The organism is Bacillus sp. T3, assembly GCF_033449965.1.
Taxonomy (GTDB): Bacteria; Bacillota; Bacilli; order Bacillales; family Cytobacillaceae; genus Bacillus_BU.
In genome coordinates this window covers 3,166,268-3,191,196 of sequence record NZ_CP137761.1, presented here as the reverse complement: position 1 = coordinate 3,191,196, position 24,929 = coordinate 3,166,268, and the positions used below count along the sequence as shown (strand labels likewise).

Genomic DNA, 24,929 nt, shown 5'->3' with positions numbered 1-24,929 from the left:
ATTTTTCCTGAATTCGAGTTTTATCCGAGTCAAACTATAATTAAAAGTCGAACTATATATAAACTAATCCTAAGGTAAGGGGGGACAGAAATGAGCTTAACATCAAAGAAATATAATTTTCATCAAAGAATTCGTCGTCAATTTAAATTGAATTTTATCAAGCTTTTTCGTTCACCTGGTGGTGCCAAAAAAGTATCAAGAGGATTTGCAATTGGATTTGGATTGGAAATGATTGTGCTATCCTCTGCTTCACTTGTATATGTCCTGTTTGTCCCCCTGGTTCCGGATTGCTAAAGGCTCGTTGCCAGCAGCCGTGATTGGAAATGTTATTGGCAAGCTAACCTTTCTTCCAGTATTGTTAATGCCGTTTGCAAAAAAAATAGGAAAATTAATTTATCCTATCAAGGTCCATATTGGACATACTCCATTTTCTTTTTCTAGTATCCTCCACGGGAATTTCAGAGGGCTTATTCATGTCCTATACGGAGGCATCCACGTGTTAATCGGCATGACCGTTTTTGGGTTGATACTAGGAGGTATTTCATATTTTATCATTCATTACTTATATGAAAAGGAAAAAGCACGCCGCCTGACAAAAAAGCATGGAGCTCATCCTATTGCTTCAATTGGCTAATAAAGGGGATCAATTGCTGATATGGAAAAGACTGGGATAAAATTCGAAACAATTGATGAATACATCATTCAATTTCCTCCAAATGTTCAAGAAATTCTCGAAACTTTAAGGAATGTAATAAAAGAGTCTGCACCAGATGCAAAGGAAAAGATTAGTTACCAAATGCCAACCTTTGATTTTCATGGGAATTTGGTCCATTTTGCCGCCTATAAAAAACATATAGGCTTTTATCCTGCACCGAGTGGTATCACTGCATTTAAGGAAAAGTTATTAGGATATAAAGGAGCGAAAGGATCGGTTCAATTCCCTTTAGAGAAACCGATGCCTTATGAATTAATAGCTGAAATTGTCAAATTTAGAATGGAAGAAAATATAAGGCGTGCTGAGGAAAAAAAGACGAAAAAAAAGTAAATGAAAAAATGGTTACAATCGTTCAAAACCATCCTTCACTTGTCAGAAAAAGGATGGTTTTTTTCTATTCATTCATTATTCCGCAAATTTTTATCTTTATTTTGCGTTAAATTGTGAACATTCTACAAAAAATGTCGCAATCTGTAGCATTTGAAATATAATTGTAATCTATTTATAACCTTGCTGATAAAATTCCATGTTATACTTCAAATTATGAATCGAACATGTAAAGGTTTTCAGATAAAATCGTTAAGATGATTTGAAATGCATCTTAGATACATAGGTGTTTTTTAGATTGCATGATTTACAGAACGATAGAGAAAGCAGGGGCAAAATGGTTAAAAAGCAACTGATTGTACTTAACACAACTGTAATGCTAGGATTAGGAAGTGTATTTGCTCTACCTACAGCAAAGGCTGATACAATTTCCAGCCAGCGAGCAACTATTCAAACTCAAATTCAACAGGCAAACCAAGAAATATATCAGGTTCAAGATGAACTTTCAAAATTAAACGAACAACTTAAGCGTGCAGAACAAGCCGTTATCGATAATCAAAACATGATCTCTAAAACGGAGAGCGATATTGCTACTACAAATCAAGAGATTAAAAACATGGAAGAAGAGATTGCTAGTTTAAAAGCAGCAATCGAGAAACGTAATCAGATTTTGAAAGAACGTGCCCGTTCTTACCAAGAGACTGGTGGAACCACTCAATATTTTGATGTGTTACTTGGTTCATCTAGTTTTGGTGATTTTGTAGAACGCGTTGGTGCCGTTGCAACCATCATGAATGCTGACAAGGATTTAATGGAAAAGCATGAGGCTGATGTGAAAAAAGTCGAAGAAAAACAGACTTCTATGGAAACGAAACTGGCAGAATTAAATAATATGAAAACTGAGTTAGAAGGAATGCAGGCACAAATTCTTGAGCAAAAGGCGCAAAATGACGCGTTACGTGAAGAGCTTAAGCAGAAAGAAGCAGCAGGACTATCAGCTAAAGCAAATTTACAGCAGCAGGATTCTAATCTTGCATCACAACAGGCTCCAATTGTAACAAATCAAGCAACTCAAGCAACAAGTAGTTCTTTTAATATTGTTCCAAGTGGTCCAGTCGTTGCTCCTTCTGCATCAGCTAGCGAAAAAATTGCCGTTGTTACCACAGTTGGTAATCGTTATATTGGAAATTCTGTCTATGTTTTCGGTGGCGGAAGAACAGCCTCCGATGTAGCAAATGGCCGTTTTGATTGCTCTGGTTTTGTTCACTGGGCATTCTCACAAGCTGGAATTAGTATCGGCTCTAGTACTGATTCTCTAAAAAATAGCGGACGTCGTGTATCAACTAGCGAAATGCGCCCTGGTGATTTAGTATTCTTTAACACTTATAAGACAGATGGCCACGTTGGGATCTATTTAGGCGGCGGTAAATTTATCGGTTCCCAAAGCTCAACCGGTGTTGCGGTTGCTAATATGTCAAGTGGTTATTGGGCAAGTACCTTTAACGGTCGTGTTGTCCGCATTATTGAATAATATAAAAAACTTAAAGCCCGTTTCCATTCTATTAAATGGAAATGGGCTTTTTTAGTTCAAAAGTTACCTACTAGACATTATTTGACAAGAGTGATTGTATAAAATATCCATAATTTCCGAATCATATGATAAGAATAACAAAATGGGAGAAAAAATGACTAAACCGTTAATGACTTCAACAAACACCTATATTAATGAATGGCAGCAAGCCCTGCAAACAGAAATAAACCATTTAAAGCAATTTGGAGGAAATCGAATTATTGTTACAAATGGTCGACTGTTATCAAGTCAAGATACGTTTCAATATTATTTTGATACAAATGTTCCAGTTCAAATCCCGCTTGGTTCCACAATCAAGTTAGAGTGGGGCGGAGTGAAAAATAGTGGTCGTATCCTCTCCGCTGAGGGAAAGGGCATCATCCTTGCTGTAGATAAATCGCTTGGTGATTTAATCACAGAGGCATATTTGCTCCATGATCCATGGGAGCTCCTCGAACAACTCATCCAAAGGCTGGATGAACTGAAAAAAATAAGAAAAAGCGCCAGATGGTCAAGAAATTAATGAATCCTTCTATGGAAGCGAAACATCCAACTGAAAAAATCAAAAGCAATGTTCATGAGCTAATGCTACGTTCAAAATATAATCCAGCAACCTTCGTGTGGGGACCTCCAGGTACAGGAAAAACATACACACTCGCTCGAGTTGTCGCAAATAAATACTTTCAAAAAAAGCGCATCCTAATTTTAGCCCATAGCAATCAGGCGGTTGACGTCCTACTCAGTGAAATTACTTCTTTTATTAAAAAGAAAGATCGATTTCACCTCGGTGATGTCCTTCGTTATGGCGGGCAATCAGGCGAAGCGCTGACTGATCATAATGAGATAACCACGAGCCAACTAATTGAGAAACAGGATCCGATGCTTGCTTTGGATAGAGAAAGGTTAATTGAAGAAAGACGAGGCCTGAAGTACGATTTAGCACGATCATTTAGTTTACGAGATTCCAATGCACTGCTGGAGTTGGAAACAAAGATTGCGAGAATCCTTGAAAAAGTACGCCAGCGAGAAGTGCAGTTTTTGAAAGAAGCTTTTATTATTGGTACGACTTTGGCAAAAGCAGCAAGTGATTCCGCGATATATGAAAAGGAATATGACCTTGTCATCCTTGATGAAGCAAGTCAAGCATATGTACCCCAAATTGCATTTGCGGCAGCATTGGCGAAAAGGGTAATTGTTTGTGGAGATTTCAAACAGTTACCTCCGATTGCATCAAGCCGCGACCCTCTAGTAACTAAATGGATGAAGGAGGATGTATTCCACAGAGCTGGTGTAGTCGCCTCATTAAATGAAGAAATGCTTCACCCACATTTATTCTTATTAAAGGAACAGCGGAGGATGCATCCTGATATTTCATCATTTACAAATCAATATATTTACCATTCCCTTGTAGGTGATCATGAAAGTGTAAAAAAAAGTAGAAATAAGATCGTTAAACAAGCTCCATTTCCAGATCAAGCAGCAGTGCTAGTGGATACGAGCTATACAGGCCTACACTGTGTTAGCGACCGAGCTACAAATTCAAGGTTTAATTTGTGGCAGTTGTTAATATCTTTTCAATTAATCCATGAATCATATGTTGGAGGTGCAAAATCGATTGGCTATGTCACACCTTTTAGGGCACAGGCTACTTTAATGGATCTTTTACTTTCTGAACTATATGAATCAGAATGTATTGAAGCCGATATTATTGCAGCTACCGTCCACCGATTTCAAGGAAGTGAACGTGACGTGATGATTTTTGATACAGTAGAAAGTCCTCCACAGAATCGTGTAGGTATGTTGTTAACGGGGAAAGATAGTGAACGTTTAATTAACGTTGCGATTACGAGAACAAAGGGAAAGTTTCTACATGTAAGTAATTACGATTATATATCACGGAATGTTTTTCGAGGAAAGACCCTCCGTCAGCTTGTTGAGCATCAAGTGAGAAACGAACAACGGATTACAACCAAAAGTATAGGTTCGTGGATTTTGAATCAGCACGAGAGGTTGAGATGGCTCCATGCCCGAAAACTCGCACCTGGCCTTTCATGATCTTGAACGGGTACGAGCTTCTGTCGTTATTTCATTGCCTGAGGGAACATCTCTTTCTGAAGAGTGGAAGGAGAAGCTATTTCATCGGCGGGTACAGGTAAGGTTAACGGTCATTTCAGGTGACGATTGGAGTGTGCTTCGAGCAAATGACCAGCGAGAAGGGAGCTTTCCATTCCCATTTGTGATGATTGATGATAAGGTTATTTGGCTCGGGCTTCCGTTTGAAGGAGCAAGAGGTGTCGAGCCGCCATATGTTGCAGTACGGCTTGTTTCAGAAAAGATTTGTGAGTATATTTTGGGGCAGATTATGTATTAAAAAGGCTATCTAAAAAAACGTAGTTGATTTTTGAGAATCTGTTGATTGGAGCACCTGTAGCGGAAATCAACAGACATGTAAAAAAAACCATCAAAAAAGCGCCAATATTTGAAAATCAGGCGCTTTTTACAAAAATTATTTATATGGTTTACAAACACCTAAGACTCAAGCAGGGGAATTCTGCTTTTATAGCGGTCAATTAATAGTCGATTATGTTCTTCAGCCCCATCAGCATTACCACTTTTAAATACTGGAGGGTGAAAGTTGTTTTTTACCATCATGTTAATCGCATCTACCATGATTCCATTCACTATGGCAATACCAACAACTGTGGAACCCGATCCAAATGGAACATCTATGTTAGGAACCGTCATCAGGGCATCACCAACATTAATATGATTATCGATCACTACATTCACCACTTGAGCAAGGAATTTCTCATCTTTATGGCGGGAGGAAACGCTACTTGCATAAACGAGGGAGGTAATCCCTATGACAAAAGCCCCTTTAGCACGTGCATATTCGGCTACGTCAATAGGTACGGGATTCCGCCCTGAGGTAGAGGCGACAATAACGACATCCCGGTGTTCAATCCGTACTTCTTCAATATATTGTGAAGCGAGATTGTTCGTTTTTTCAAGCTGTGAAGATCGAACAGCACCTTTATGCAGCATTAAATCATCTATTAGTATAGGATTAATTGGCGCAAGTCCTCCTGCCCGGTAAAATAGTTCTTCCCCAAGTAAATGGGAATGTCCACAGCCAAAAACATGGACAATTCCATCTTGTTCAATACATTTTGCAACAGCTAGTGCTGCTGTTTTGATGTTTTCTTTTTCATTTTTTTCGATGGTGTGTAATAATTCATGGAGTTTATGAAAATATACATCAAACAAGGGAATACCTCCATATAAAGTTATCGTTTCATCTGAATCATAAATTTGTAACGGTCAGCTCGATAGATTGATTTTACAAGCTCAACTGGGGTTCCGTCAGAAAGAAAGGTATTTCTCTGAATGAGCATCACTGGCGCCCCTTTTTTGATCTGAAGGTTATTTGCTTCAAGTTCACTTGCGATGGAGGACTCAATTACCTGTGTAGCATAATCAATTCTTAAATTCAAATGATTCTCAATGTAGGCATACAGTGATTGATTTACGATTTGTTCTGTCAGTCCTTTAATCAGGTTTGCTGAAATATAATTCGTTTCTAGTGCCATTGGAACGCCATCAGCTAAGCGGATTCGTTTCATTTCATAGACAGGGCCATATTCTTGAATCGAAAGTTGTTTTGCAATCACACTTGTGGCAGGAATAATTTCAAAATGAACTAATTTACTTCCTGGCTCCAAACCCCTTGCTTTCATATCTTCAGTGAAGCTTGTTAAGCCTTGTAGAGTTTGTTCTATTTTTCGTTCAGATACGAAGGTTCCTTTTCCCTGTAAACGATGCAAATAACCCTCATTTACAAGCTTTGTAAAGGCTTGTCTAACCGTCATTCTACTAATTTGATATTTTTCTGCATATTCTCTTTCAGCAGGTAGAGCATCACCAGGGTGCAATTCACCTTTTTCGATTAAGTCTTTAATATGTTCTTCAAGCTGATAATAAAGTGGGATGGGGGAATTTTTATCTATCATTCTCCTCTTGCTTCACCTTTCTAGAAAAGATTCGATTAAGGCAGATAGTCTAGGAAGCGTCTCAATTAATTTGGAGACTTAATAACAATGAACCTTTAAACCAGCAACTGCCGCTTCATCTGCAATCATTGTAACATATGGATGGTTTTTCAAGACAGAAGCAGGAAAACTTTCATTAATGCCCTGGGTTAATAGCTGAGTTATAGCATCTCTTTTATTTTCTCCGGATACTAGCAGGAGGATTTCCTTGCTCTTCATAATGGTAGAAATCCCCATTGTGATTGCTTTCTTAGGAACATCTTCAAGCTTTTTAAAATATCTTGCATTAGCTTGAATGGTAGATTCAGTTAAGTTGACAATATGCGTTTTTGATGAAAACGGGGTGCTTGGTTCATTAAAGCCGATATGACCATTGCTGCCTATTCCTAAAATTTGGAGGTCAATTCCTCCTAGCTCCGCAATTAAATCTTCAAAGGTGTTGCATTCCTCATGGACATTCTTTATATCGCCCCTTGGAATGTGGGTATTGACTTGTTTAATATTGATATGATTGAACAGTTGCGTGTTCATGAAATAGCGGTAACTATTTTTGTTTTCTGCTGCAATCCCTATATACTCATCAAGATTAAAGGTTGTGACCTGGTGATAGGATGTACCATTCTTTTTATGATCGATAATTAAATTCTGATAAGTGCCAATCGGTGTTCCACCAGTTGCTAGTCCAAGTTTGATCCGTGGGTTAGCGCAAACTTTTTCTATAATATATTCAGCGGCCTTTTGACTCATTTGTTTATAGTCTTTAACTTGTATGATTTTCATATTAAAATTCCTCCTTTTTGTATGAAAGTACGCCTCTACAAAATGTCATGACCACCTCAAGGTGTTCATCCAAAATGACAATATCAGCATCCTTCCCAACGGCAATACTTCCTTTACGATCAAATACTTTTAGTTCTTTGGCAGGATTCGTTGAAGCCATTTCGATCGCTTCTTGTAAAGAACAGCCTGTAAAGTACACTATATTTTTTACCGCCTGACCTAATTTAAGGATACTGCCGGCAAGAGTTCCATTTTCAAGTGTTGCTTTCCCATCCTTAACATGGACCGTCTGACCCCCTAAATCATATTGTCCATTTTTAAGACATTTTGCGCGCATGGCATCTGTAATTAACACTAATCCTTTACTGCCTTTTTGTTTATAAGCTAGTTTGACCATTTCAGGACGTAGATGAACTCCGTCGACAATGAGCTCGCATTTTAACTCATCGAGAAGCAATGCAGCACCAGCTGTACCAGGTTCCCGGTGATGTAGCCCACGCATTTGATTAAAGAGGTGAGTTACATGAGACGCACCGACATGAATAGCATTTTGAACTTCTTCATATGATGCATTAGTATGACCGATCGACGCGATAATTTCTCTTTTCTTTAAATAAGCTATTAATTCAAGACAGTTTGGCAGTTCGGGAGCTAATGTTACTAGCTTTATTTGATGATTAGCCTGCTTTTCCCACTCCTTAAAAAGGGAAAGGTCAGGATCGATAATATGCTCTAATGGTTGAGCGCCAGCCATTGCAGTGTTTACAAATGGTCCTTCAAGGTGGATCCCAAGTATTTCAGCACAGCCCTGTGCAGGCTGCTTTCCTATATAGTTCCCAACTGTTTTTAAGGCCTGCTCTATTTTTTCAGAAGACTGTGTCATGGTTGTAGCTAAAAAGCTTGTTGTTCCCTCCATTGGAAGGGAGGTAACCATTGTATCGAGTGCTTCGCTTGTACCATCCATCGTATCTGCTCCGTTAACCCCATGGATATGAACATCAATTAGGCCGGGAATTGCTTGATAAACTGAAGGGAAATCGATGATAAGGAAGTCCATCGTATTTTCTGGAATCAGTGATTCAACAGAACCGAGCTCAAGTATTTTTTTATTCTTTATTTTGATATAACCATCTTCGATTATTTTTCCTTCTGAATAAACACGGATACCCTTAAGTAAAATAAAATTATCTTTTGGAATCATTTGGATTACTTCCTTTCAGGTTATACAACAATATTAGCATCACCAACTTCTAGTTGTCTATACCAATTTTACGCTTTAAAAAATTTCAATATTATAATATAGTTGTAAACCGTTGTTATAACGACATTAATTTTTGAGAAGAACTTTTCTTTATAAAAAGGCTGTGTTAAGGAACGGTGTTGATTTTTAAGCACTCTGTTGATTGGAGTGGAGGGTGCGAGACTCCTGCGGGAGAAGGTGTCTTGGGAGACCCCACAGGCGTAAAACGCCGAGGAGGCTCCCGGACTCCCCGCGGAAAGGGAGCACCTGGAACGGAAATCAACAGACAAATTTAACACAGCCAAAAAAAATAAAATTGGTATAGACATCTATATTATGTGATGCTATAGTTGGACTATGAAAAGCGCTTTCAACTAGATTTGATCATCGAAAAGGAGAGAATGAATATGTTAAGCTTTTTACAAAGAATCGGAAAAGCCTTAATGCTTCCAATCGCAGTGTTGCCTGCAGCGGGGTTATTACTTCGTTTTGGACAGCCTGATTTATTGGATATACCGTTTATTGCAAGTGCTGGTAATGCTGTTTTTGCAAATCTTGCCTTGATTTTTGCGATTGGGGTTGCGATGGGGTTTGCAAAAGATAACAATGGCGCAGCTGCATTATCGGGTGCAATTGGCTACTTAGTATTAACAGAAGGAACGAAAGCGTTAAACGATGACATAAATATGGGTGTTTTAGGTGGAATCATTGCAGGTATTATCGCAGGATTACTTTACAATCGCTATCATGATAAAAAACTCCCAGAGTGGTTGGGCTTCTTTAGTGGAAGACGCTTCGTCCCAATTGTAACTTCGGTCACCATGGTTTTGTTAGCTGCAATCGCTGGCTTTGTTTGGCCGCCAATCCAAGACGGTATAAACGGGGTAGGAAATTGGATTATTGGTTTAGGAGCTATTGGCTCTGGTGTATTCGGTGTATTAAACCGTTTGCTCATTCCGCTTGGCTTACATCATGTGTTAAATAGCTTATTCTGGTTCCAATTTGGAGAATTTGGTGATAAGGCCGGAGATATTGCTCGCTTCTTTGCAGGAGATCCAACAGCTGGAGCTTATATGACAGGCTTCTTTCCAGTCATGATGTTCGGTCTTCCAGCGGCAGCTTTTGCGATTATTGCTGCGGCGAAACCAGAAAGAAGAAAAGCCGTTTCAGGGATGTTTATTGGTCTTGCGTTAACATCATTTTTAACTGGTATAACCGAACCAATTGAATTTTCATTCATGTTCGTTGCCCCATTATTATATGGAGTACATGCTGTTTTAACCGGCGTATCGATGTGGATTACTTCTTTACTAGGAATTCGCGATGGTTTCACGTTTTCAGCAGGTGCAATTGATTATTTGTTGAATTTTAATATTGCTGAAAAACCACTGTTATTATTATTCGTCGGATTAGTGTACGCTGCTGTTTATTTTGGACTTTTCTATGTCTTAATTAAAACCTTCAATATTAAAACACCTGGGTCGTGAGGATGAAGAAGAGTTAGTAGAAATTTCTTCTGGAGGCTCAGATGATAACGATAGAAACAAGCTGATGGCATCTCGATTTATTGATGACATTGGCGGAATTGAAAATATTAATTCAATTGATAATTGTGCAACTCGTCTCCGCTTGACGATAATTGATATGGCCAAAGTCAACGATGGTGCATTAAAGAACCACGGTGCTAAGGGTGTAATTAAATTAAATAAAACAAACCTGCAAATTATTGTCGGAACAGAGGTAGAATTCGTAGCGGATGCGATGAAAAAACTAAGCCAAAACAGAAGTTAAATAGTAAAAAATTTAGGAAGCCCGGATGGTGTAAAAACATATCCGGGACTTTTTCTATTTACAAGACTATTTTTCCGATATAGTATTTTAAGGAGAGGTTTATTAGCAAAATAAACCTAGGAAAAGGATGGTAGTTTTCGTGGATGATGATAATTTAATCAAGTATCGGAACCAATTAACTGTTAAAGGGCTTTGGCTCTTTTTATGTCTAGACATTCCGCTAAATCTTCTTCTTAAAAATTATGATGCGGCATTTGCAATATTTATAACTGCTTTTCTACCCATTCTAGTCATTACATATATGGTGAAGAAACAGATAAAACCAAAATGGACGATGTACAGTATCATACTCCTGTTTATAGCCGTTTTATTTATCATTAATATAAACGAACCACATTATGTTAATTTATTTTTATTAATTTTGCCACCTATCTTTAGTGTATCCTATCGAAATTGGCTTAACATCCTAATAACTACAATTGGAAGCGCGGTTGTTTTTTCATATTTTCAGCAGACAAATGGAAAACTGTATTATTATCAATGGAAACCGACCGATTTATATTATTTTCTTATATTTTTTTTGACGTATGCCATCTTAAAAATTTATGAAACAAGTTTTACAGAAGGTATTCGGATTCAGCTCCGTGATGAGCTTAAACGGGTGAATCAATTAAAGAGCAAGTTGCATGAAAGTGAAGAGCGGTACCGCTCGATGATTAAGCAATCATCAGAGGGGATTTATGCTTTTAACCCCGATGATAAAAGGATCGTCGAGACGAATGAACGATTCTGTCAAATACTAGGATATGAAGAACATGAATTGCTAAGGTTAAATCTTTTTGACATTATCGAACACGATGAAGCAATTGTAGCTGAGAACATAGAAAAAGTCATGACTGATAGTCAAATCTTTTTCGGTGAAAAACAATACCGACGAAAAGATGGAAAAATTGTTACAGTTGAAGTGAAAGCATCACAAATTCATTTTAATAATCAATGCGTAATATTGGTCAATATTCATGATATAACGGAACAAAAAGAAATAGAAAAGGCGTTAAAAGATAGCGAAGCAATTTACCGGATTATAGCTGATAATATGTCAGATTTTGTAACAGTTTTGAACACAGAAGGGAACATCCTTTATGCATCACCCTCTCATGAAAATAGTTTGAAAATCAAATTATCGGAGATTGAAGGAAAAACTACTTTTGAGTTTATCCACCCTGATGATTTTGAAAAAGTTCATCAAGCGCTCATAGAAATGGTGAAAAATAAAAATAGCGTCCAAATAGAAATAAGGTGGAAGGTTAGAAATGAGTGGATTTACTTGGAGGTGCGAGGTCGTCCAGTAGAGGAAGCTAATGGAGAGATTCATAGGGTTGTTGTTACTTCCAGAAATATCACAGAACGTGTCAAGATGGAAAAGGAAATAAGGCGAACCTCGGCTCGATTGGAAGCCTTAATTTCTCATATGCCATACGGAATTTTGGCTGAGGATAAAGACAATAGATTAATATTGTTAAATCATCAATTTACTGATATTTTCCATTCCTCAACCATTTCCGAAAATATGCTTGGAATGAAGCCCGATGAGGTCCAAATCCAGGCAAGTAATCTCTTTCTTGACGAAAAGTTATACGATAAAAGAAGCAAAGAGATTATTAAAAATCGTGAAAAGGTGTTAGGAGAAGAATGGGAATTAAAGGATGGCCGTATAATTAGCCGAGATTCCATTCCGATTATAATCAATGATCAATTTGATGGATTTTTGTGGCAGTTTAAGGATACGACAGAGCAGCGTAAATTGGAACAAAGTCTTAAAGAGGCCACTGTACTTGATGGATTAACTAAAATTTCGAATCGCCGATTTTTTGACGAAACCATTTTAACAGAGTGGGGGCGATCTTCGAGGATATCCAAACCACTGACCCTTATTATGCTCGATATTGATTGCTTCAAGAATTATAATGATACCTATGGTCATCAGCACGGGGATGAGTGTTTAATTAATGTAGCACAAACGATCAAAGAAACACTTCGAAGGCCTTCTGATGTTGTTTGCCGTTACGGCGGGGAAGAGTTTGCCGTGATATTGCCAGATACACATGTGGAAGGCGGGATGGTCGTAGCTGAAAAAATACGAAATGCAATTGAAGCGTTACATATTCCGCATATTACCTCGATTGTTAGTGATTACGTTACTAGTAGTCTAGGGGTGGCCACTGTAATCCCAAGCTTCTTTTCAACACCCAATGAAATTATCAGGATGGCTGACAATGCCCTTTATACCTCAAAAAAATCCGGAAGAAATTGTGTCAGCCTTTATCATAGAGAAGAAGGAAGTATTAATAAAAAATAACCGAAAGACAATATATTGAATTCCTACCCAAGAGAAGGCTCTCTTGGGTATTTTTCTGTAGAAAAGTAGCAATTTACAGATCAACTGTGACTATTTAATGAAGATAGATTGGTAGTGTTGGAAATCTATGTAAGAATATCTGACGAACTTGCTGATTGATATTTTTTAAAAAGATAAACTATTAAAAATAGTTCTATCGAGCTTCTTCTATTTCATAAACATTACATATGGAGAGTCTGTACTACTATTTTAGAAAAAGGCTGAGTTAAAGAACGTTGTTGATTTTTGAGCAATCTGATGATTGGAGTGGAAAGCAACAGACAAATTTAACGAAGCAAAAAAGAAACAGGGAGGGTTTATATGAAGTTTAGAAAATCATTATCTGTCATCTTAACAAGTGCTTTAGCGATAGGTCTCTTGGCCGGGTGTGGCTCAAAATCCGAGACTGCTAGCAGTGATGGGAAAACAAATGGATCCAATGTTATTAAGATTGCTACACAAAGTCCGCTTTCAGGGGGAAGTGCAACTTTAGGTGAAGCGATAAAATTAGGAGCAGAATTAGCATTAAAGGAACAAAAAGATAAATTTAAGGATATAGGCTTTGATATTCAGCTTGTCCCATATGATGACCAAGCCGATCCGAAAAAAGGGGTCGCCAATGCTCAATTAATCGGTTCAGATAAAGATGTATTAGCCGTTGTAGGGCACTTTAACTCGGGTGTTGCCATTCCCTCTTCAGAAGTATATGAAAAATATAGCATTGCAATGGTTTCACCAGCGAACACAGCAGTTGAAGTAACGGAACGTGGTTTAAAAACGGTCAACCGAATCGTGGCCCGCGATGATTCCCAAGGGCCAGCCGGTGCTGATTATGCAGTTAAAACATTAGGTGCAAAGAAAATCTTTATTATTCAAGATAAAACAGCCTATGGTTCTGGACTTGCTGAGGCATTCAAGAAAGGCGCTGAAGAAGCGGGTGCTGATATCCTTGGGTTTGAAGGAATTACGATTGGAGAGAAGGATTTTAATGGTGTGTTAAACCAAATTCTATCAAAGAAACCTGATTTAGTTTATTTTGGCGGTATGTACGCAGAAGGCGGACTTCTTATTAAACAAGCCCGTGAAAAAGGGATCGACATCCCATTCATGGGTGGAGATGGCATGGATTCCTCCACGCTTGTAGAAATTGCAGGTGACTCAGTAAAAAATACGTACATCACCTCGGTTGCAGGAGATTCATCAAAAACGGATGCTGGTAAAAAGTTTACCGAGGACTACAAAGCTGCCTATAATAAAAATCCAGAATCATATTCCGTTTACGGCTATGACTCTATGGGTGTTGTCTTGAAAGGTTTGGAAGATGCGATTAAAGCAAATGACAATAAATTGCCGACACGTGAGCAAGTGGCAAAAGCTGTACGTGGCATTAAAAATTATCAGGGGGCATTAACAAAAGTGAGCTTTGATGATAAAGGTGATAATGAATTTGCTAAAGTATTTATCTATGAATTTACAGATGCTAAATACCCGCCACAATTTGAAGGTGAAGTAAGTAAATAAGAAAGAATTGGTTGGAAAGGGTATGACTCCTATCGATAGAGGCATACCCTTTTTTGATAGGGTATGTTAAAGAACATTGTAGATTTTTGAGCGCTCTGTTGATTGGAGCGGAAGGTGCGAGACTCCTGCGGGAGAAGGTGGCACGGGAGACCCCACAGGCGCAAAGGCGCCGAGGAGGCTCCCGGACTCCCCGCGGAAAGGGAGCACCTGGAGCGGAGAGCAACAGACAAATTTTAACAATGTCTTTAGATAAAAATAATAAAGGGGAGGAAGAAGATGCTAATTGAGATGCTCCATTCATTTCCACAGGTTTTAATCGATGGGCTGACTCTCGGTACCGTATATGCAGTCATAGCATTAGGTTACACGATGGTTTATGGAATACTAGAGTTAATCAACTTTGCACATGGAGAAATATTTATGTCAGGGGCTTTTATCGGAACAGCCATTCTCATTGCTCTTACTGGTGCCGGTTGGGTCTCGGCTGTCCCGGCAATTGTGATGCTGATATTCGTTCTGTTGATTACGGCTGTGATAACGGGATTTGTAGGAATGGGGATTGAACGAGTCGCCTATCGGCCACTACGAAAGGCGCCCAAGCTAATACCACTTATCACGGCGATTGGAATTTCATTTGTTTTACAGGACATTGTGCGTTTTATCGCTGAATTAAAAAATGGAAATTATATTTTAACCGGGCCGAGCATGTTCACGGAACAAATATCGATAAAGGCCTCTTCAATCAGCGCTGTTTTTAATGATGCTTCAATTAAATCTTCTTTTATGATTGTCCTCGTTACTGCTGTGGTGATGATGATAGCCTTGGATATATTTGTGAATCGAACAAAATGGGGGATGGCAATGCGGGCTGTTGCCCAAGATCGGGATACAGCTTCATTAATGACGATTAATGTTAACAAAGTCATATCAATGACCTTTTTTATTGGCTCTGCCCTTGTCGGGGCCACAGGTGTCCTGTTTGCGGTTCAATACGGAACGATTGATCCATATATTGGCTTTATCCTTGGCTTAAAAGCATTTATTGCTGCTGTATTAGGGGGGATTGGCAATATTCGTGGTGCGATGATGGGGGGCCTTTTATTAGGGCTGATGGAAATGTTTGCATCGGCAAATTTAACCTTGTTAACCGGTGGGGTTTTCGGGGCTGAATATAAGGATGTTTTTGCTTTTGCTATTTTAATTATCGTCTTAATTTTTAAACCGGAAGGCCTGCTCGGCAAGCCAATTACAGAGAAAGTGTAGGTGGGAGGGATGAAAGAATGGTGGAACAAATATAAACAGAACAAAATTGCTCAGGGAATCCTCCTACTCTTATATATTGGGGTCACTTCACTTAGCTTATATTCAGCGCAAAGATCGGTGACATCCTTCCTATTATTACTAGGCTCACTATTGTTACTTTATTTTACTAATTTTAAAAACCTCACGAAATGGCTGATCGCTGGGGTAGTGCTTGTTTTTTTACTCCCATATACTGCGAGCAATGGCGTAGCATATCAATCGTATATGGAGGTTGCGACCCTTGTTGGCATATATGTGTCAATGGCGCTTGGTTTAAATATTGTGGTTGGTATGGCAGGTCTCTTGGATCTGGGTTTTGTTGCCTTTTTTGCTGTTGGCGCTTATACCTATGGTATGTTTGCTACACCACAGGCATCCAACTTTATGCCATTTGGTCAATTTCCACTCCCAGGTGAAAGCTTTTGGATGTTTATTTTAATCGGTTGTTTTGTTGCTGCATTGTTTGGCATTTTAATAGGCGTTCCGGGTATTGCGCGTAAAAGGGGATTATCTTGCGATTGTGACACTGGGCTTCGGTGAAATTATTCGGATCGTTTTTAATAATCTTGATCGACCTGTTAACATCACAAACGGGGCGATGGGAATCTCTTCTATTACACCACCGAAATTATTTGGAATCCAATTCTTATTTCCTAATCAATTTTATTACATTGTGCTCGTTATTCTCGTCTTTACAATCTTTACGGTAATGCGCTTTGAACATTCAAAAATCGGTCGATCTTGGAAAGCTGTCCGTGAAAATGAGATTGCTGCTCAAGCAATGGGTATACCGCTAGTTAAAACAAAACTAATGGCATTTGCAATAGGAGCTTCCTTTTCAGGCATGATGGGGGTTGTGTTTGCAGCTAAGCAAACCTTTGTGGACCCCACTAGCTTTACGTTACTAGAATCTTTTACGATTTTAGTTATGGTTGTCTTAGGTGGTATGGGAAGTGTTCCAGGAGTCATATTAGGGGCTGCTGTTATGACTATATTAAATTTACAGGTATTAACTGAACTAACCAATTGGTTGAGTTCATTGAATGCTGCAGGGACAATCTCCATCCCTGATGCCTTAGCCCCTTCAAAAATGCAAAAATTAATTTTCGGTGGATTGTTAATCCTGTTTGCCCTTTACCGTCCCAAAGGTCTGTTACCAGCGAAAAACAAAGTTTTCGATGAAGTCGTGCTAAAGCGAGAGCTTTCTGCCGAATCAAAGTCTTCAATAAACCCAGTGGATAAACAGGAAATGGAAGCATAAGGAGAGGATTAAATGACGACCATTCTTGAAGTGAAAAATTTAACTAAGCAATTTGGTGGATTAACGGCTAATCAAAATATCTCAATGTCCTTTGAAAAAGGCTCGATAACTGCTGTGATTGGACCAAACGGCGCTGGAAAAACGACTTTTTTTAACATGATAACCGGGGTATATCAACCAACAAAAGGCGAGATTTTACTTGAAAATGAAAAAATAAACGGTTTAAAACCACATGGTGTTTCAGAAAAGGGGATTGCTCGAACGTTCCAAAATATTCGCTTATTCGGTGAAATGTCCGTTATTGAAAATGTTTTAGTCGGTATGCACACGCATTTACGTGCTGGCCTATTTGGAGTCTTGCTCAATTTCCCATTTGTTAGAAAAGAGGAAAAAAAGGCTGAATTGGTTGCTTATGCTTTATTGGAATATGTAGGGCTCTCTTCTTTGTTGAATGAAAAAGCCTGCAATTTAAGCTATGGCGCTCAAAGAAGGCTAGAAATTGCTCGTGCTCTAGCAACAAAGCCGAAAGTAATTTTACTAGACGAGCCAGCAGCAGGGATGAACCCAAAGGAGACAAAGGATTTAACGAGTTTAATTAAGCGAATGCGACACGAGCAAGATGTAACAGTAATATTAATTGAACATGATATGAAGCTTGTGATGGAAATTTCAGAGGATATTTATGTACTTGACCATGGTGAAAAAATTGCCCAAGGTAAACCGGAAGAAATACGTAATAATCCAAAGGTTATCGAAGCATATTTAGGCACTGGTGCTGTCAAGACTGGATAAAAAGGGGGAGAATATGAGTCTACTGCGATTAACAGATGTTGAAACTTACTATGGCGGAATTCAGGCATTAAAAGGAATTAATGTTTCTGTCAATAAGGGTGAAATCGTCACATTAATTGGTAGCAATGGAGCCGGAAAATCAACAACCTTAAAATCTATCAGTGGTTTAGTCAGAATTAAGAAAGGGAATATTTTTTATAATAGTAACGACATCTCTTATAAGCCTGCACATGAAACGTCACTCTTGGGGATTGCCCACGTACCAGAAGGAAGAAGAATTTTCCCTAAGCTGACAGTAAAGGAAAACTTATTGATGGGTGCATTTTCGGTTAAAAGTAAAGCAGTGATAAACGAACGAATAGAAAGAGTGTTTCAATATTTCCCCAAATTAAAAGACCGCCTTGACCAAAAAGGAGGAACGATGAGCGGGGGAGAGCAGCAAATGCTGGCAATCGGCCGCGCGCTCATGCTGAAGCCGGATTTATTAATGCTCGATGAGCCATCGATGGGTCTTGCTCCGATTATTGTTGAACAAATATTTGAGATTATAAAAGAGTTAAACGATGAAGGGATTTCGATTTTACTGGTCGAGCAAAATGCCTATCAGGCGTTGCAAATCGCTGATCGAGGTTATGTGATTCAAAATGGTATGATAAAGCTTCATGGCAAAGGGACCGATTTAATTAGCAATGATGAGGTTCAAGAGGCGTATTTAGCTTAGGACAATTTTAAGAAATTAGTTCCTTTTTCTTAAATCGAGGCCACGTTAAATTTGTCTGTTGCTTTCCGCTCCAGGTGCTCCCTTTCCGCGGGGGAGTCCGGGAGCCTGTCTAGCTGCTGCGGCTAGGGGCTCGGGGTCATAAGCCAATCCGTCAAGGAGGTCAAAGAACGACCTTCATGCCGGCTCGTCTTATGCCTGTCGCCCCTGGTCAAGCCGCTTCCGCTTTTCGTTCTCCTCGGCGCTTTAGCGCCTGTGGGGTCTCCCGCGACACCTTCTCCCGCAGGAGTCTCGCACCTTCCGCTTCAATCAACAGAGTTCGTAAAAATCAACCTCGCTCTTTACACAGTCTAAATCTAATAAGTTTGAGCTATTAGCCCCAAGCGCTTTATGGTTATTCCCGTTCCTTCATTTTCTTTTTTGAACGTAACCCAGCCCATGCAGCAATAATGAGACCTCCTACAGTATCTGCTACCAAATCCGTCATGGTATCTCGATTACCCCCGCCTTGGAGTGTCATCCCAAAGAATTCATCAGAACTAAACTCATAAATTTCCCATAACACACCGCCAAAAACAGCAAATGATAAAATAAATAGAAACACAAACCATGGTGATATATTCTTGGCGGCATCACGATGGACTAACCGTTCGTATAATGCAATTCCAGCAAACGCAATTAACGCTCCGCTTAGTAAATGCAGAAACGAATCCCACCAGCCATTTCCGTACCACCCCAAAATCGATCCCATATATTGTGACCCAAATAAAAAAACTAAATAAGAAACAATCAGTGGCAAATTGAATTTCAGCTTAAAAAATACTGCTAATAGCACAGGGACTAAACCAACGCCAACGCCTGATGCTGCAACCATCGCCTTGAACTTTTCATCGTGTATAAAATAATAAATGGCTAATGATCCCATGAAAAGTACATATAACGAACATAGCAAGATTACGATCTTCCGATTTCGATCCATTTTCTCACCACCAATTTGGATTATATGACCATTTAATTATTATTAGATTAAACGGAGTAGCCTTACCCTATTCTTTTTTCGATTGATTATTACAGTCACTTTAAAAATAACATAAAAATGAAGCTTATTCGAACCTGTATATATCACAACATTGTTCCATTTTCCATCTCACTAAAGTGCTATAATTTTTAGTGGAAGCAAGTATCAAAGAGATATGTTGTAGCAGCATACCACATTAAGAGGGGAAAATTTATGAAATTGTTGGAGCTAAAAAATATTAAAAAATCCTACAAACTATACGATAAAGAAAAAGTTGAGGTCCTCCACGATTTGAATTTATGCTTTGAGACGGGCGAGTTTGTTTCAATACTAGGAGAATCAGGCTGTGGAAAATCAACGTTAATGAACATCATCGGCGGAATGGATTCAGACTTCGAGGGAGATGTCATCATTCAGGGTGCTAGCTTAAAGGGAATGAAGGAACGAGAAATTGACGATTACCGAAAAAATAAAATCGGCTTCGTGTTTCAAGCCTTTAATCTTATCCCGCATTTAACTGTTTTAGAAAATGTCACGGTTGCGATGCAGATGACTGCCAAAAGTGAAAAAGAAAGAAATGAACGGGCTAAAGAAATTCTAGTGGAGGTTGGCTTGGCTGATCAGTTGACGAAAAAGCCAAATCAGCTTTCAGGTGGGCAGAAACAACGAGTGGCGATTGCTCGAGCTCTAGCAAATGATCCCGAAATCATCTTAGCTGATGAACCGACTGGGGCACTTGACCAGGAAACGAGTGAGCAGATTTTAACGTTACTCGATAAGATAGCACAAAAAGGTATGTTGATTATTACAGTAACCCATTCTCAAAAGGTTGCAGAAAAGAGTAGTCGGATCGTTAAAATCGATGATGGAATCATAAAAGAAGATATTAACGTAAAAGAAAGATACTATACATGCTCCGATAAAAGTGAAGCAAAAGCAAAAACCTTTAGTCTTTCCGCCTCCTTTAAGCTCGCGTTAAAAAATATGAGACTAAAAGCTAGTCGGAACATCCTTGTTGCACTCGGAAGCTCAATTGGTATTTTAAGTGTTATTCTAATGCTTTCTCTGGGGAGTGGCGTGACAAAATACATTAATGATGAAATAAACTCCAGTTTAAATCCCTTAATGATTGATATCACGAAACCTGATAAAAAAGCGCCAACTGAACAGGCTCACCCGGGTGCGGCTGTACAGCAAACGCTGTTACCTTTGAAAGAAAATGACCTCGAAAAAATAAAGAAAATTGCCAATATCAATAGTGTTGAGAAGGTAGCATCATTAAGTAGACAAAGCAGTGTCGTGTATAAAGAGAAGCGCACCGAGCTTAATCTGCTCTCGACATTAACCAAGGATACGGATAAAGAAATTCTTGTCGCAGGGGAGTTCCCACAACAGAACGAAATCGTCCTAACTGCAGATCAAGCAAAAGCATTAACCAATGATAAAACCTATAAGTCACTTGTTGGGAAACCTTTAATGGTTTATATTAATGTCATTGATGAACAAAACAAACCGATTATTCTCGAAAAGGAATTAATCATCTCGGGTATTGCTGATGTGGAAGATAATAATGTAGCTAATCCCAACCGTGCCTACGTCAAGTATGATACATTAGAAACACTTTACAAAGACAAAGGAATCACGCTTCAACCAATGCAAATGAATGCCTATGCAAATCATCGAGATAATGTTGAAAAAATAAAAACCAAGCTTGATAAAATGGGCTATACAACTGCCAACACACAAAAAATCCTAGCTCAAGTAACGAATTACTTAGATATGGCGACGTTCTTGCTCGCTGGTATTGCTGGGATATCATTAATTGTGTCAGGAATTATGATTTTAGTTGTACTCTATATTAGTGTTGTGGAGCGAACTAGGGAGATCGGCATCCTGCGCGCAATTGGTGCTAGAAAAAAGGATATTAAGCGTATTTTTTTCTCAGAATCTGCTTTGCTGGGTTTATTTAGTGGCTTGATTGCCATCGTGGCTGCCATCATCATCAGTATCGTTTTAAATAATATTTTGTTAGACAGCTTTGGTGCTGAATTAATAAATCTTTCAATGGGGAATATGTTTTTTGGTCTGGCGATAAGTACGATTATTAGTATTATTGCTGGATTACTGCCTTCCTCAAAAGCTGCTAAGCTCGATCCAACGGAATCGTTGCGCTATGAATAAGAGATTGTGAGAAATTTGCCGGGTGCCATTGCAATTAGATGGATCCGGCAATTGTCATTATATTGACAAAAAGTGATGATTCTTTTATAATTATCTCAGATTCGAGATATTTTAATTAATGATAAATGGTTATAAAAGAATAAATGTTAAGTATTTCATTCATAATGAAAAATAAATTGCTGAATCATAAACAAAAGGGGAGAAGGCTAATGTTGAAAAAATTAGATAATAAAAATATGGGCAGGGGTAATCATGGTTGGTTGAAAAGTATATTTCATTTTTCGTTTGCTGACTACTATAATCCCAAAAATATGAATTTTGGTAAGCTTCGTGTCATTAATGATGACCTTGTAGAAGCGGGCAAGGGATTTGGGTTGCATCCACATAAGGATATGGAGATTATCTCCTATGTTATCGATGGTCAATTGACCCACGGTGATAGTATGGGAAACAATAAGTCGATTACACGCGGGCATGTTCAATATATGAGTGCAGGTACTGGTGTACATCACAGTGAATATAATCTGGGTGAAAAGACGTTAAGATTTTTGCAAATTTGGATTCTGCCTGATCAAGCCGGTTATACTCCTAATTACGGAGATTTCCAATTTAAATGGGATGACCGAATAAATACGTGGTTGCACATGGTTTCGAGCAAAACTGGTCCAGCACCGATTAAAATCAATCAGGATGCAAATATATACTCATTAGAGCTTGAACAAGCGAAAGAAATTTCTTTTTCTGTAAGTGAAGGAAGACAAGCGTATTTAGTTCAAATCGAAGGCCAATCCACAATCAACCAAATTGATTTAAATACAAGAGACGCTCTAGAAATCGTCGAAGAGGACATTACGATAACCGCGAACGAAATGTCGCACTTTCTCGTGATTGAATTGAAAAAAGAAGATTGATTTAAATGATAGGCATTCCAAAATGAACGGAACGACATATATTATAGGTAAAGGCCTAGTTGTAAGGAATGACTAAAGGGGTGCCTATAATGGAAGAAAAAAAGGTTCGTTTTGAAACAGAGGTCATGCATGCAGGTTATGCTTCAGATGCGCATCAGGACAGTTTAGTACCGCCTCTATACCAATCTTCGACCTTTACCTTCGCAAGTGCGGAACAAGGTGAAAACAGATTTGCTGGTATAGAATCGGGCTTCGTATATTCACGTCTGGGAAATCCAACGGTAAAGATTCTTGAAGATCGAATGGCTGTATTAGAGGAGGGTGAAGCCTCCTTGGCATTTGCTTCAGGGATGGCAGCTGTGTCGGCAGTATTGATTGCTTTAACGAAATCAGGTGATCATATCCTCTGTTCAAAAGGAGTATATGGTTGTACTTTTGGACTTTTGCAAATCCTTAAAGGAAAATACGGTATAGAGCATGATTTTTCCCTTATGAATAAAAGGGAAGAGCTTGAACGTGAAATACAACCGAATACGGCATGTATTTACATTGAAACCCCAATCAATCCAACGATGCAGCTGGTTGACTTGGGAATGGTTGCTGAGATTGCCAACAAAAAAGGAATTCCAGTAGTCGTTGACAATACGTTCTGTTCTCCATATTTGCAGAAACCTTTACGATTAGGCTGTGATGTGGTCATCCATAGTGCGACAAAATATATCGGTGGGCATGGAGATGTTGTCGCTGGAATCGTTGTTGGGAAAAAAGAGTTTATTGAACATATTGCCCGTACGACGCAAAAAGATATTGGTGGGACGCTATCGCCCTTTGACGCATGGCTGTTGCTCCGTGGTTTGAAAACACTTCATGTAAGGCTAGACCGTCATTGTGAAAATACAGAAAGAATTTTTGAATTCTTAAAGCAGCATCCTAAAATTAGTACGGTCTACTATCCAGGTGACAAAGCTCATCCAGACTATCACATCACAAGCAAACAAATGAAGAAGCCAGGCGGACTGCTGTCTTTTTCAATAAAAGGAACAAAAGAAACAGCACAATTTTTTATGAATCAATTAAAATTAATAAAATTAGCGGTAAGTCTCGGGGATGCCGAGACGTTGATTCAGCACCCTGCTTCGATGACACATGCCGTTATTCCAAGAGTAGAACGATTAAAAATGGGAATCGAGGATTCTCTATTGCGGCTATCTGTTGGGCTCGAGGCATGGGAGGACATTAAAGATGATCTTGCATGGGCTTTAGAAAAAATATAATTTATGTTCTACCAATAAAAGCCCATTGCTCACAAGGCGGTGGGCTTTTGTTGGAATGATGATTATTGGTGCCTATTATCCAATCTTGAGCTGTGTCAGACGTTATTTGTCCATATTTATGGGATATTTTGATATAATAAAGTAGTAGCTATTATTGAAAGGAGTGTTTACGTGACAGAATTAACAAAAGTAGCACAAGTTGCAAGCATTAATGCACAACACCGGAAGCTAACGTTTCAGAAAAAGATACTTCGTGCAGTGGCTATTACGATTGGAGCAATCCTCATGGCCACAGGTTTAGAAATATTTTTAGTTCCAAACCATGTTATTGATGGAGGAATCACTGGTATTTCCATCATGCTATCTCATTTAACAGGCGTGGAACTAGGAATCTTTCTATTCTTACTAAACCTCCCATTTATCTACCTTGGGTTTAAGCAAATTGGGAAAACCTTTGCGATCTCCTCTATCTACGGAATTATCGTGTTATCCGTTTTTACCACACTCTTTCATCCGGGTACCAGCCTTTACAGATGATATTCTCCTAGCAACGGTTTTTGGGGGAATGATTTTAGGAGTAGGTGTAGGCTTAGTTATTCGTAATGGCGGCGCCTTGGATGGAACTGAAATCCTTGCTATTTTAATCAATAAAAAGGTCCCATTTTCTGTTGGTGAAATTATTATGTTTATCAACGTCTTTATTATAGGTGCCGCAGGGTTTGTGTTTAGCTGGGAAAGAGCGATGTATTCGTTATTAGCATATGTTATTGCAACGAAAGCCATTGATACCGTCGTGGCTGGACTTGAGGAATCTAAATCTGTTTGGATTATCAGTGATGAGGCGGATAGAATTGGAGAAGTTGTAAATGCTCGACTAGGACGCGGTGTCACTTATTTGAAAGGAGAAGGCGCGTTCACTGGCGATGACAAGAAGGTTGTATTCTCCATTATTACAAGGCTTGAAGAATCAAAGTTAAAATCAATTGTCGAGGAAATCGACCCCTCAGCCTTTTTGGCCATTGCAGACATTACCGAGGTCCGTGGCGGCCGATTCAAAAAGAGAGATATACACTAACCTAAA

At 38.8% G+C, this 24,929-nt stretch carries 18 protein-coding genes and 4 pseudogenes; 17 read left to right on the top strand and 5 right to left on the bottom strand.

What is annotated here, in order from left to right:
* Positions 1–90 precede the first annotated feature (90 nt).
* The 6 genes and pseudogenes from RGF10_RS16360 to RGF10_RS16335 all read left to right on the top strand — a co-directional run bounded on the left by RGF10_RS16360 (position 91) and on the right by RGF10_RS16335 (position 4,983).
* A pseudogene (locus RGF10_RS16360) lies at positions 91–634 on the top strand (DUF2062 domain-containing protein).
* Positions 635–655: 21 nt separating this feature from the next.
* Positions 656–1,045 (top strand): iron chaperone, encoded by a 390-nt coding sequence (locus tag RGF10_RS16355; RefSeq protein WP_318503783.1) that lies wholly within the window; start codon positions 656–658, stop codon positions 1,043–1,045.
* 334 nt (positions 1,046–1,379) lie between these two features.
* Positions 1,380–2,573, top strand: a complete 1,194-nt coding sequence (locus RGF10_RS16350) for a coiled-coil domain-containing protein (protein ID WP_318503781.1) — start codon at positions 1,380–1,382, stop codon at positions 2,571–2,573.
* Between the two features lie 154 nt (positions 2,574–2,727).
* The gene (locus tag RGF10_RS16345; protein ID WP_318503779.1) at positions 2,728–3,135 is read left to right on the top strand and encodes a hypothetical protein; all 408 of its coding nucleotides are present in this window, start codon (positions 2,728–2,730) and stop codon (positions 3,133–3,135) included.
* Positions 3,120–4,667, top strand: coding sequence for a DEAD/DEAH box helicase (locus RGF10_RS16340; RefSeq protein WP_318503777.1), 1,548 nt, complete (start codon positions 3,120–3,122; stop codon positions 4,665–4,667). The genes RGF10_RS16345 and RGF10_RS16340 overlap by 16 nt, the downstream gene beginning before the upstream one ends.
* Complete coding sequence (locus tag RGF10_RS16335) at positions 4,636–4,983, top strand: hypothetical protein (RefSeq protein WP_318503775.1); 348 nt, start codon at positions 4,636–4,638, stop codon at positions 4,981–4,983. Before RGF10_RS16340 ends, RGF10_RS16335 begins: the two co-directional genes overlap by 32 nt.
* A gap of 158 nt (positions 4,984–5,141) precedes the next feature.
* Here RGF10_RS16335 and RGF10_RS16330 read toward each other — a convergent pair whose 3' ends face one another.
* The 4 genes from RGF10_RS16330 to nagA form a co-directional block, all read right to left on the bottom strand.
* Positions 5,142–5,879 (bottom strand): SIS domain-containing protein, encoded by a 738-nt coding sequence (locus tag RGF10_RS16330; protein WP_318503773.1) that lies wholly within the window; start codon positions 5,877–5,879, stop codon positions 5,142–5,144.
* A 20-nt stretch (positions 5,880–5,899) separates the two neighbouring features.
* Entirely contained in the window at positions 5,900–6,622 is a 723-nt protein-coding gene (locus RGF10_RS16325; RefSeq protein ID WP_318503771.1) for a GntR family transcriptional regulator, read from the bottom strand.
* A 78-nt stretch (positions 6,623–6,700) separates the two neighbouring features.
* Positions 6,701–7,441 (bottom strand): glucosamine-6-phosphate deaminase, encoded by a 741-nt coding sequence (gene nagB / locus RGF10_RS16320; RefSeq protein WP_318503770.1) that lies wholly within the window; start codon positions 7,439–7,441, stop codon positions 6,701–6,703.
* Position 7,442: 1 nt separating this feature from the next.
* Positions 7,443–8,642: an N-acetylglucosamine-6-phosphate deacetylase gene (gene nagA, locus RGF10_RS16315; protein WP_318503768.1), complete on the bottom strand. Its 1,200-nt coding sequence runs from the start codon at positions 8,640–8,642 to the stop codon at positions 7,443–7,445.
* A 446-nt stretch (positions 8,643–9,088) separates the two neighbouring features.
* Between nagA and nagE the strand changes: the two are divergent.
* From nagE to RGF10_RS16280, 7 genes and pseudogenes are all read left to right on the top strand, one after another.
* Positions 9,089–10,472: pseudogene (gene nagE / locus RGF10_RS16310) on the top strand (N-acetylglucosamine-specific PTS transporter subunit IIBC).
* A gap of 139 nt (positions 10,473–10,611) precedes the next feature.
* A complete protein-coding gene (locus tag RGF10_RS16305; protein WP_318503766.1) occupies positions 10,612–12,831 on the top strand; it encodes a diguanylate cyclase domain-containing protein in 2,220 nt (739 codons plus the stop codon).
* A 360-nt stretch (positions 12,832–13,191) separates the two neighbouring features.
* Positions 13,192–14,391 carry a branched-chain amino acid ABC transporter substrate-binding protein gene (locus tag RGF10_RS16300; protein WP_318503764.1) on the top strand — a complete coding sequence of 400 codons (1,200 nt, stop codon included), beginning with the start codon at positions 13,192–13,194 and terminating at the stop codon, positions 14,389–14,391.
* Positions 14,392–14,667: 276 nt separating this feature from the next.
* The gene (locus RGF10_RS16295; RefSeq protein WP_318503762.1) at positions 14,668–15,654 is read left to right on the top strand and encodes a branched-chain amino acid ABC transporter permease; all 987 of its coding nucleotides are present in this window, start codon (positions 14,668–14,670) and stop codon (positions 15,652–15,654) included.
* Positions 15,655–15,663: 9 nt separating this feature from the next.
* Positions 15,664–16,954: pseudogene (locus RGF10_RS16290) on the top strand (branched-chain amino acid ABC transporter permease).
* 12 nt (positions 16,955–16,966) lie between these two features.
* Complete coding sequence (locus RGF10_RS16285) at positions 16,967–17,746, top strand: ABC transporter ATP-binding protein (RefSeq protein ID WP_318503761.1); 780 nt, start codon at positions 16,967–16,969, stop codon at positions 17,744–17,746.
* Positions 17,747–17,759: 13 nt separating this feature from the next.
* Positions 17,760–18,467 (top strand): ABC transporter ATP-binding protein, encoded by a 708-nt coding sequence (locus RGF10_RS16280; RefSeq protein ID WP_318503759.1) that lies wholly within the window; start codon positions 17,760–17,762, stop codon positions 18,465–18,467.
* Between the two features lie 391 nt (positions 18,468–18,858).
* Here RGF10_RS16280 and RGF10_RS16275 read toward each other — a convergent pair whose 3' ends face one another.
* Complete coding sequence (locus RGF10_RS16275) at positions 18,859–19,443, bottom strand: DUF2238 domain-containing protein (RefSeq protein ID WP_318503757.1); 585 nt, start codon at positions 19,441–19,443, stop codon at positions 18,859–18,861.
* A gap of 252 nt (positions 19,444–19,695) precedes the next feature.
* Between RGF10_RS16275 and RGF10_RS16270 the strand changes: the two genes are divergently transcribed.
* From RGF10_RS16270 to RGF10_RS16255, 4 genes and pseudogenes are all read left to right on the top strand, one after another.
* Entirely contained in the window at positions 19,696–21,663 is a 1,968-nt protein-coding gene (locus RGF10_RS16270; RefSeq protein ID WP_318503756.1) for an ABC transporter ATP-binding protein/permease, read from the top strand.
* 209 nt (positions 21,664–21,872) lie between these two features.
* Positions 21,873–22,574 (top strand): pirin family protein, encoded by a 702-nt coding sequence (locus RGF10_RS16265; RefSeq protein WP_318503754.1) that lies wholly within the window; start codon positions 21,873–21,875, stop codon positions 22,572–22,574.
* 89 nt (positions 22,575–22,663) lie between these two features.
* The gene (gene megL / locus RGF10_RS16260; RefSeq protein ID WP_318503752.1) at positions 22,664–23,848 is read left to right on the top strand and encodes a methionine gamma-lyase; all 1,185 of its coding nucleotides are present in this window, start codon (positions 22,664–22,666) and stop codon (positions 23,846–23,848) included.
* 207 nt (positions 23,849–24,055) lie between these two features.
* Positions 24,056–24,923, top strand: a pseudogene (locus RGF10_RS16255) (YitT family protein).
* The last annotated feature ends 6 nt before the right edge of the window (positions 24,924–24,929 follow it).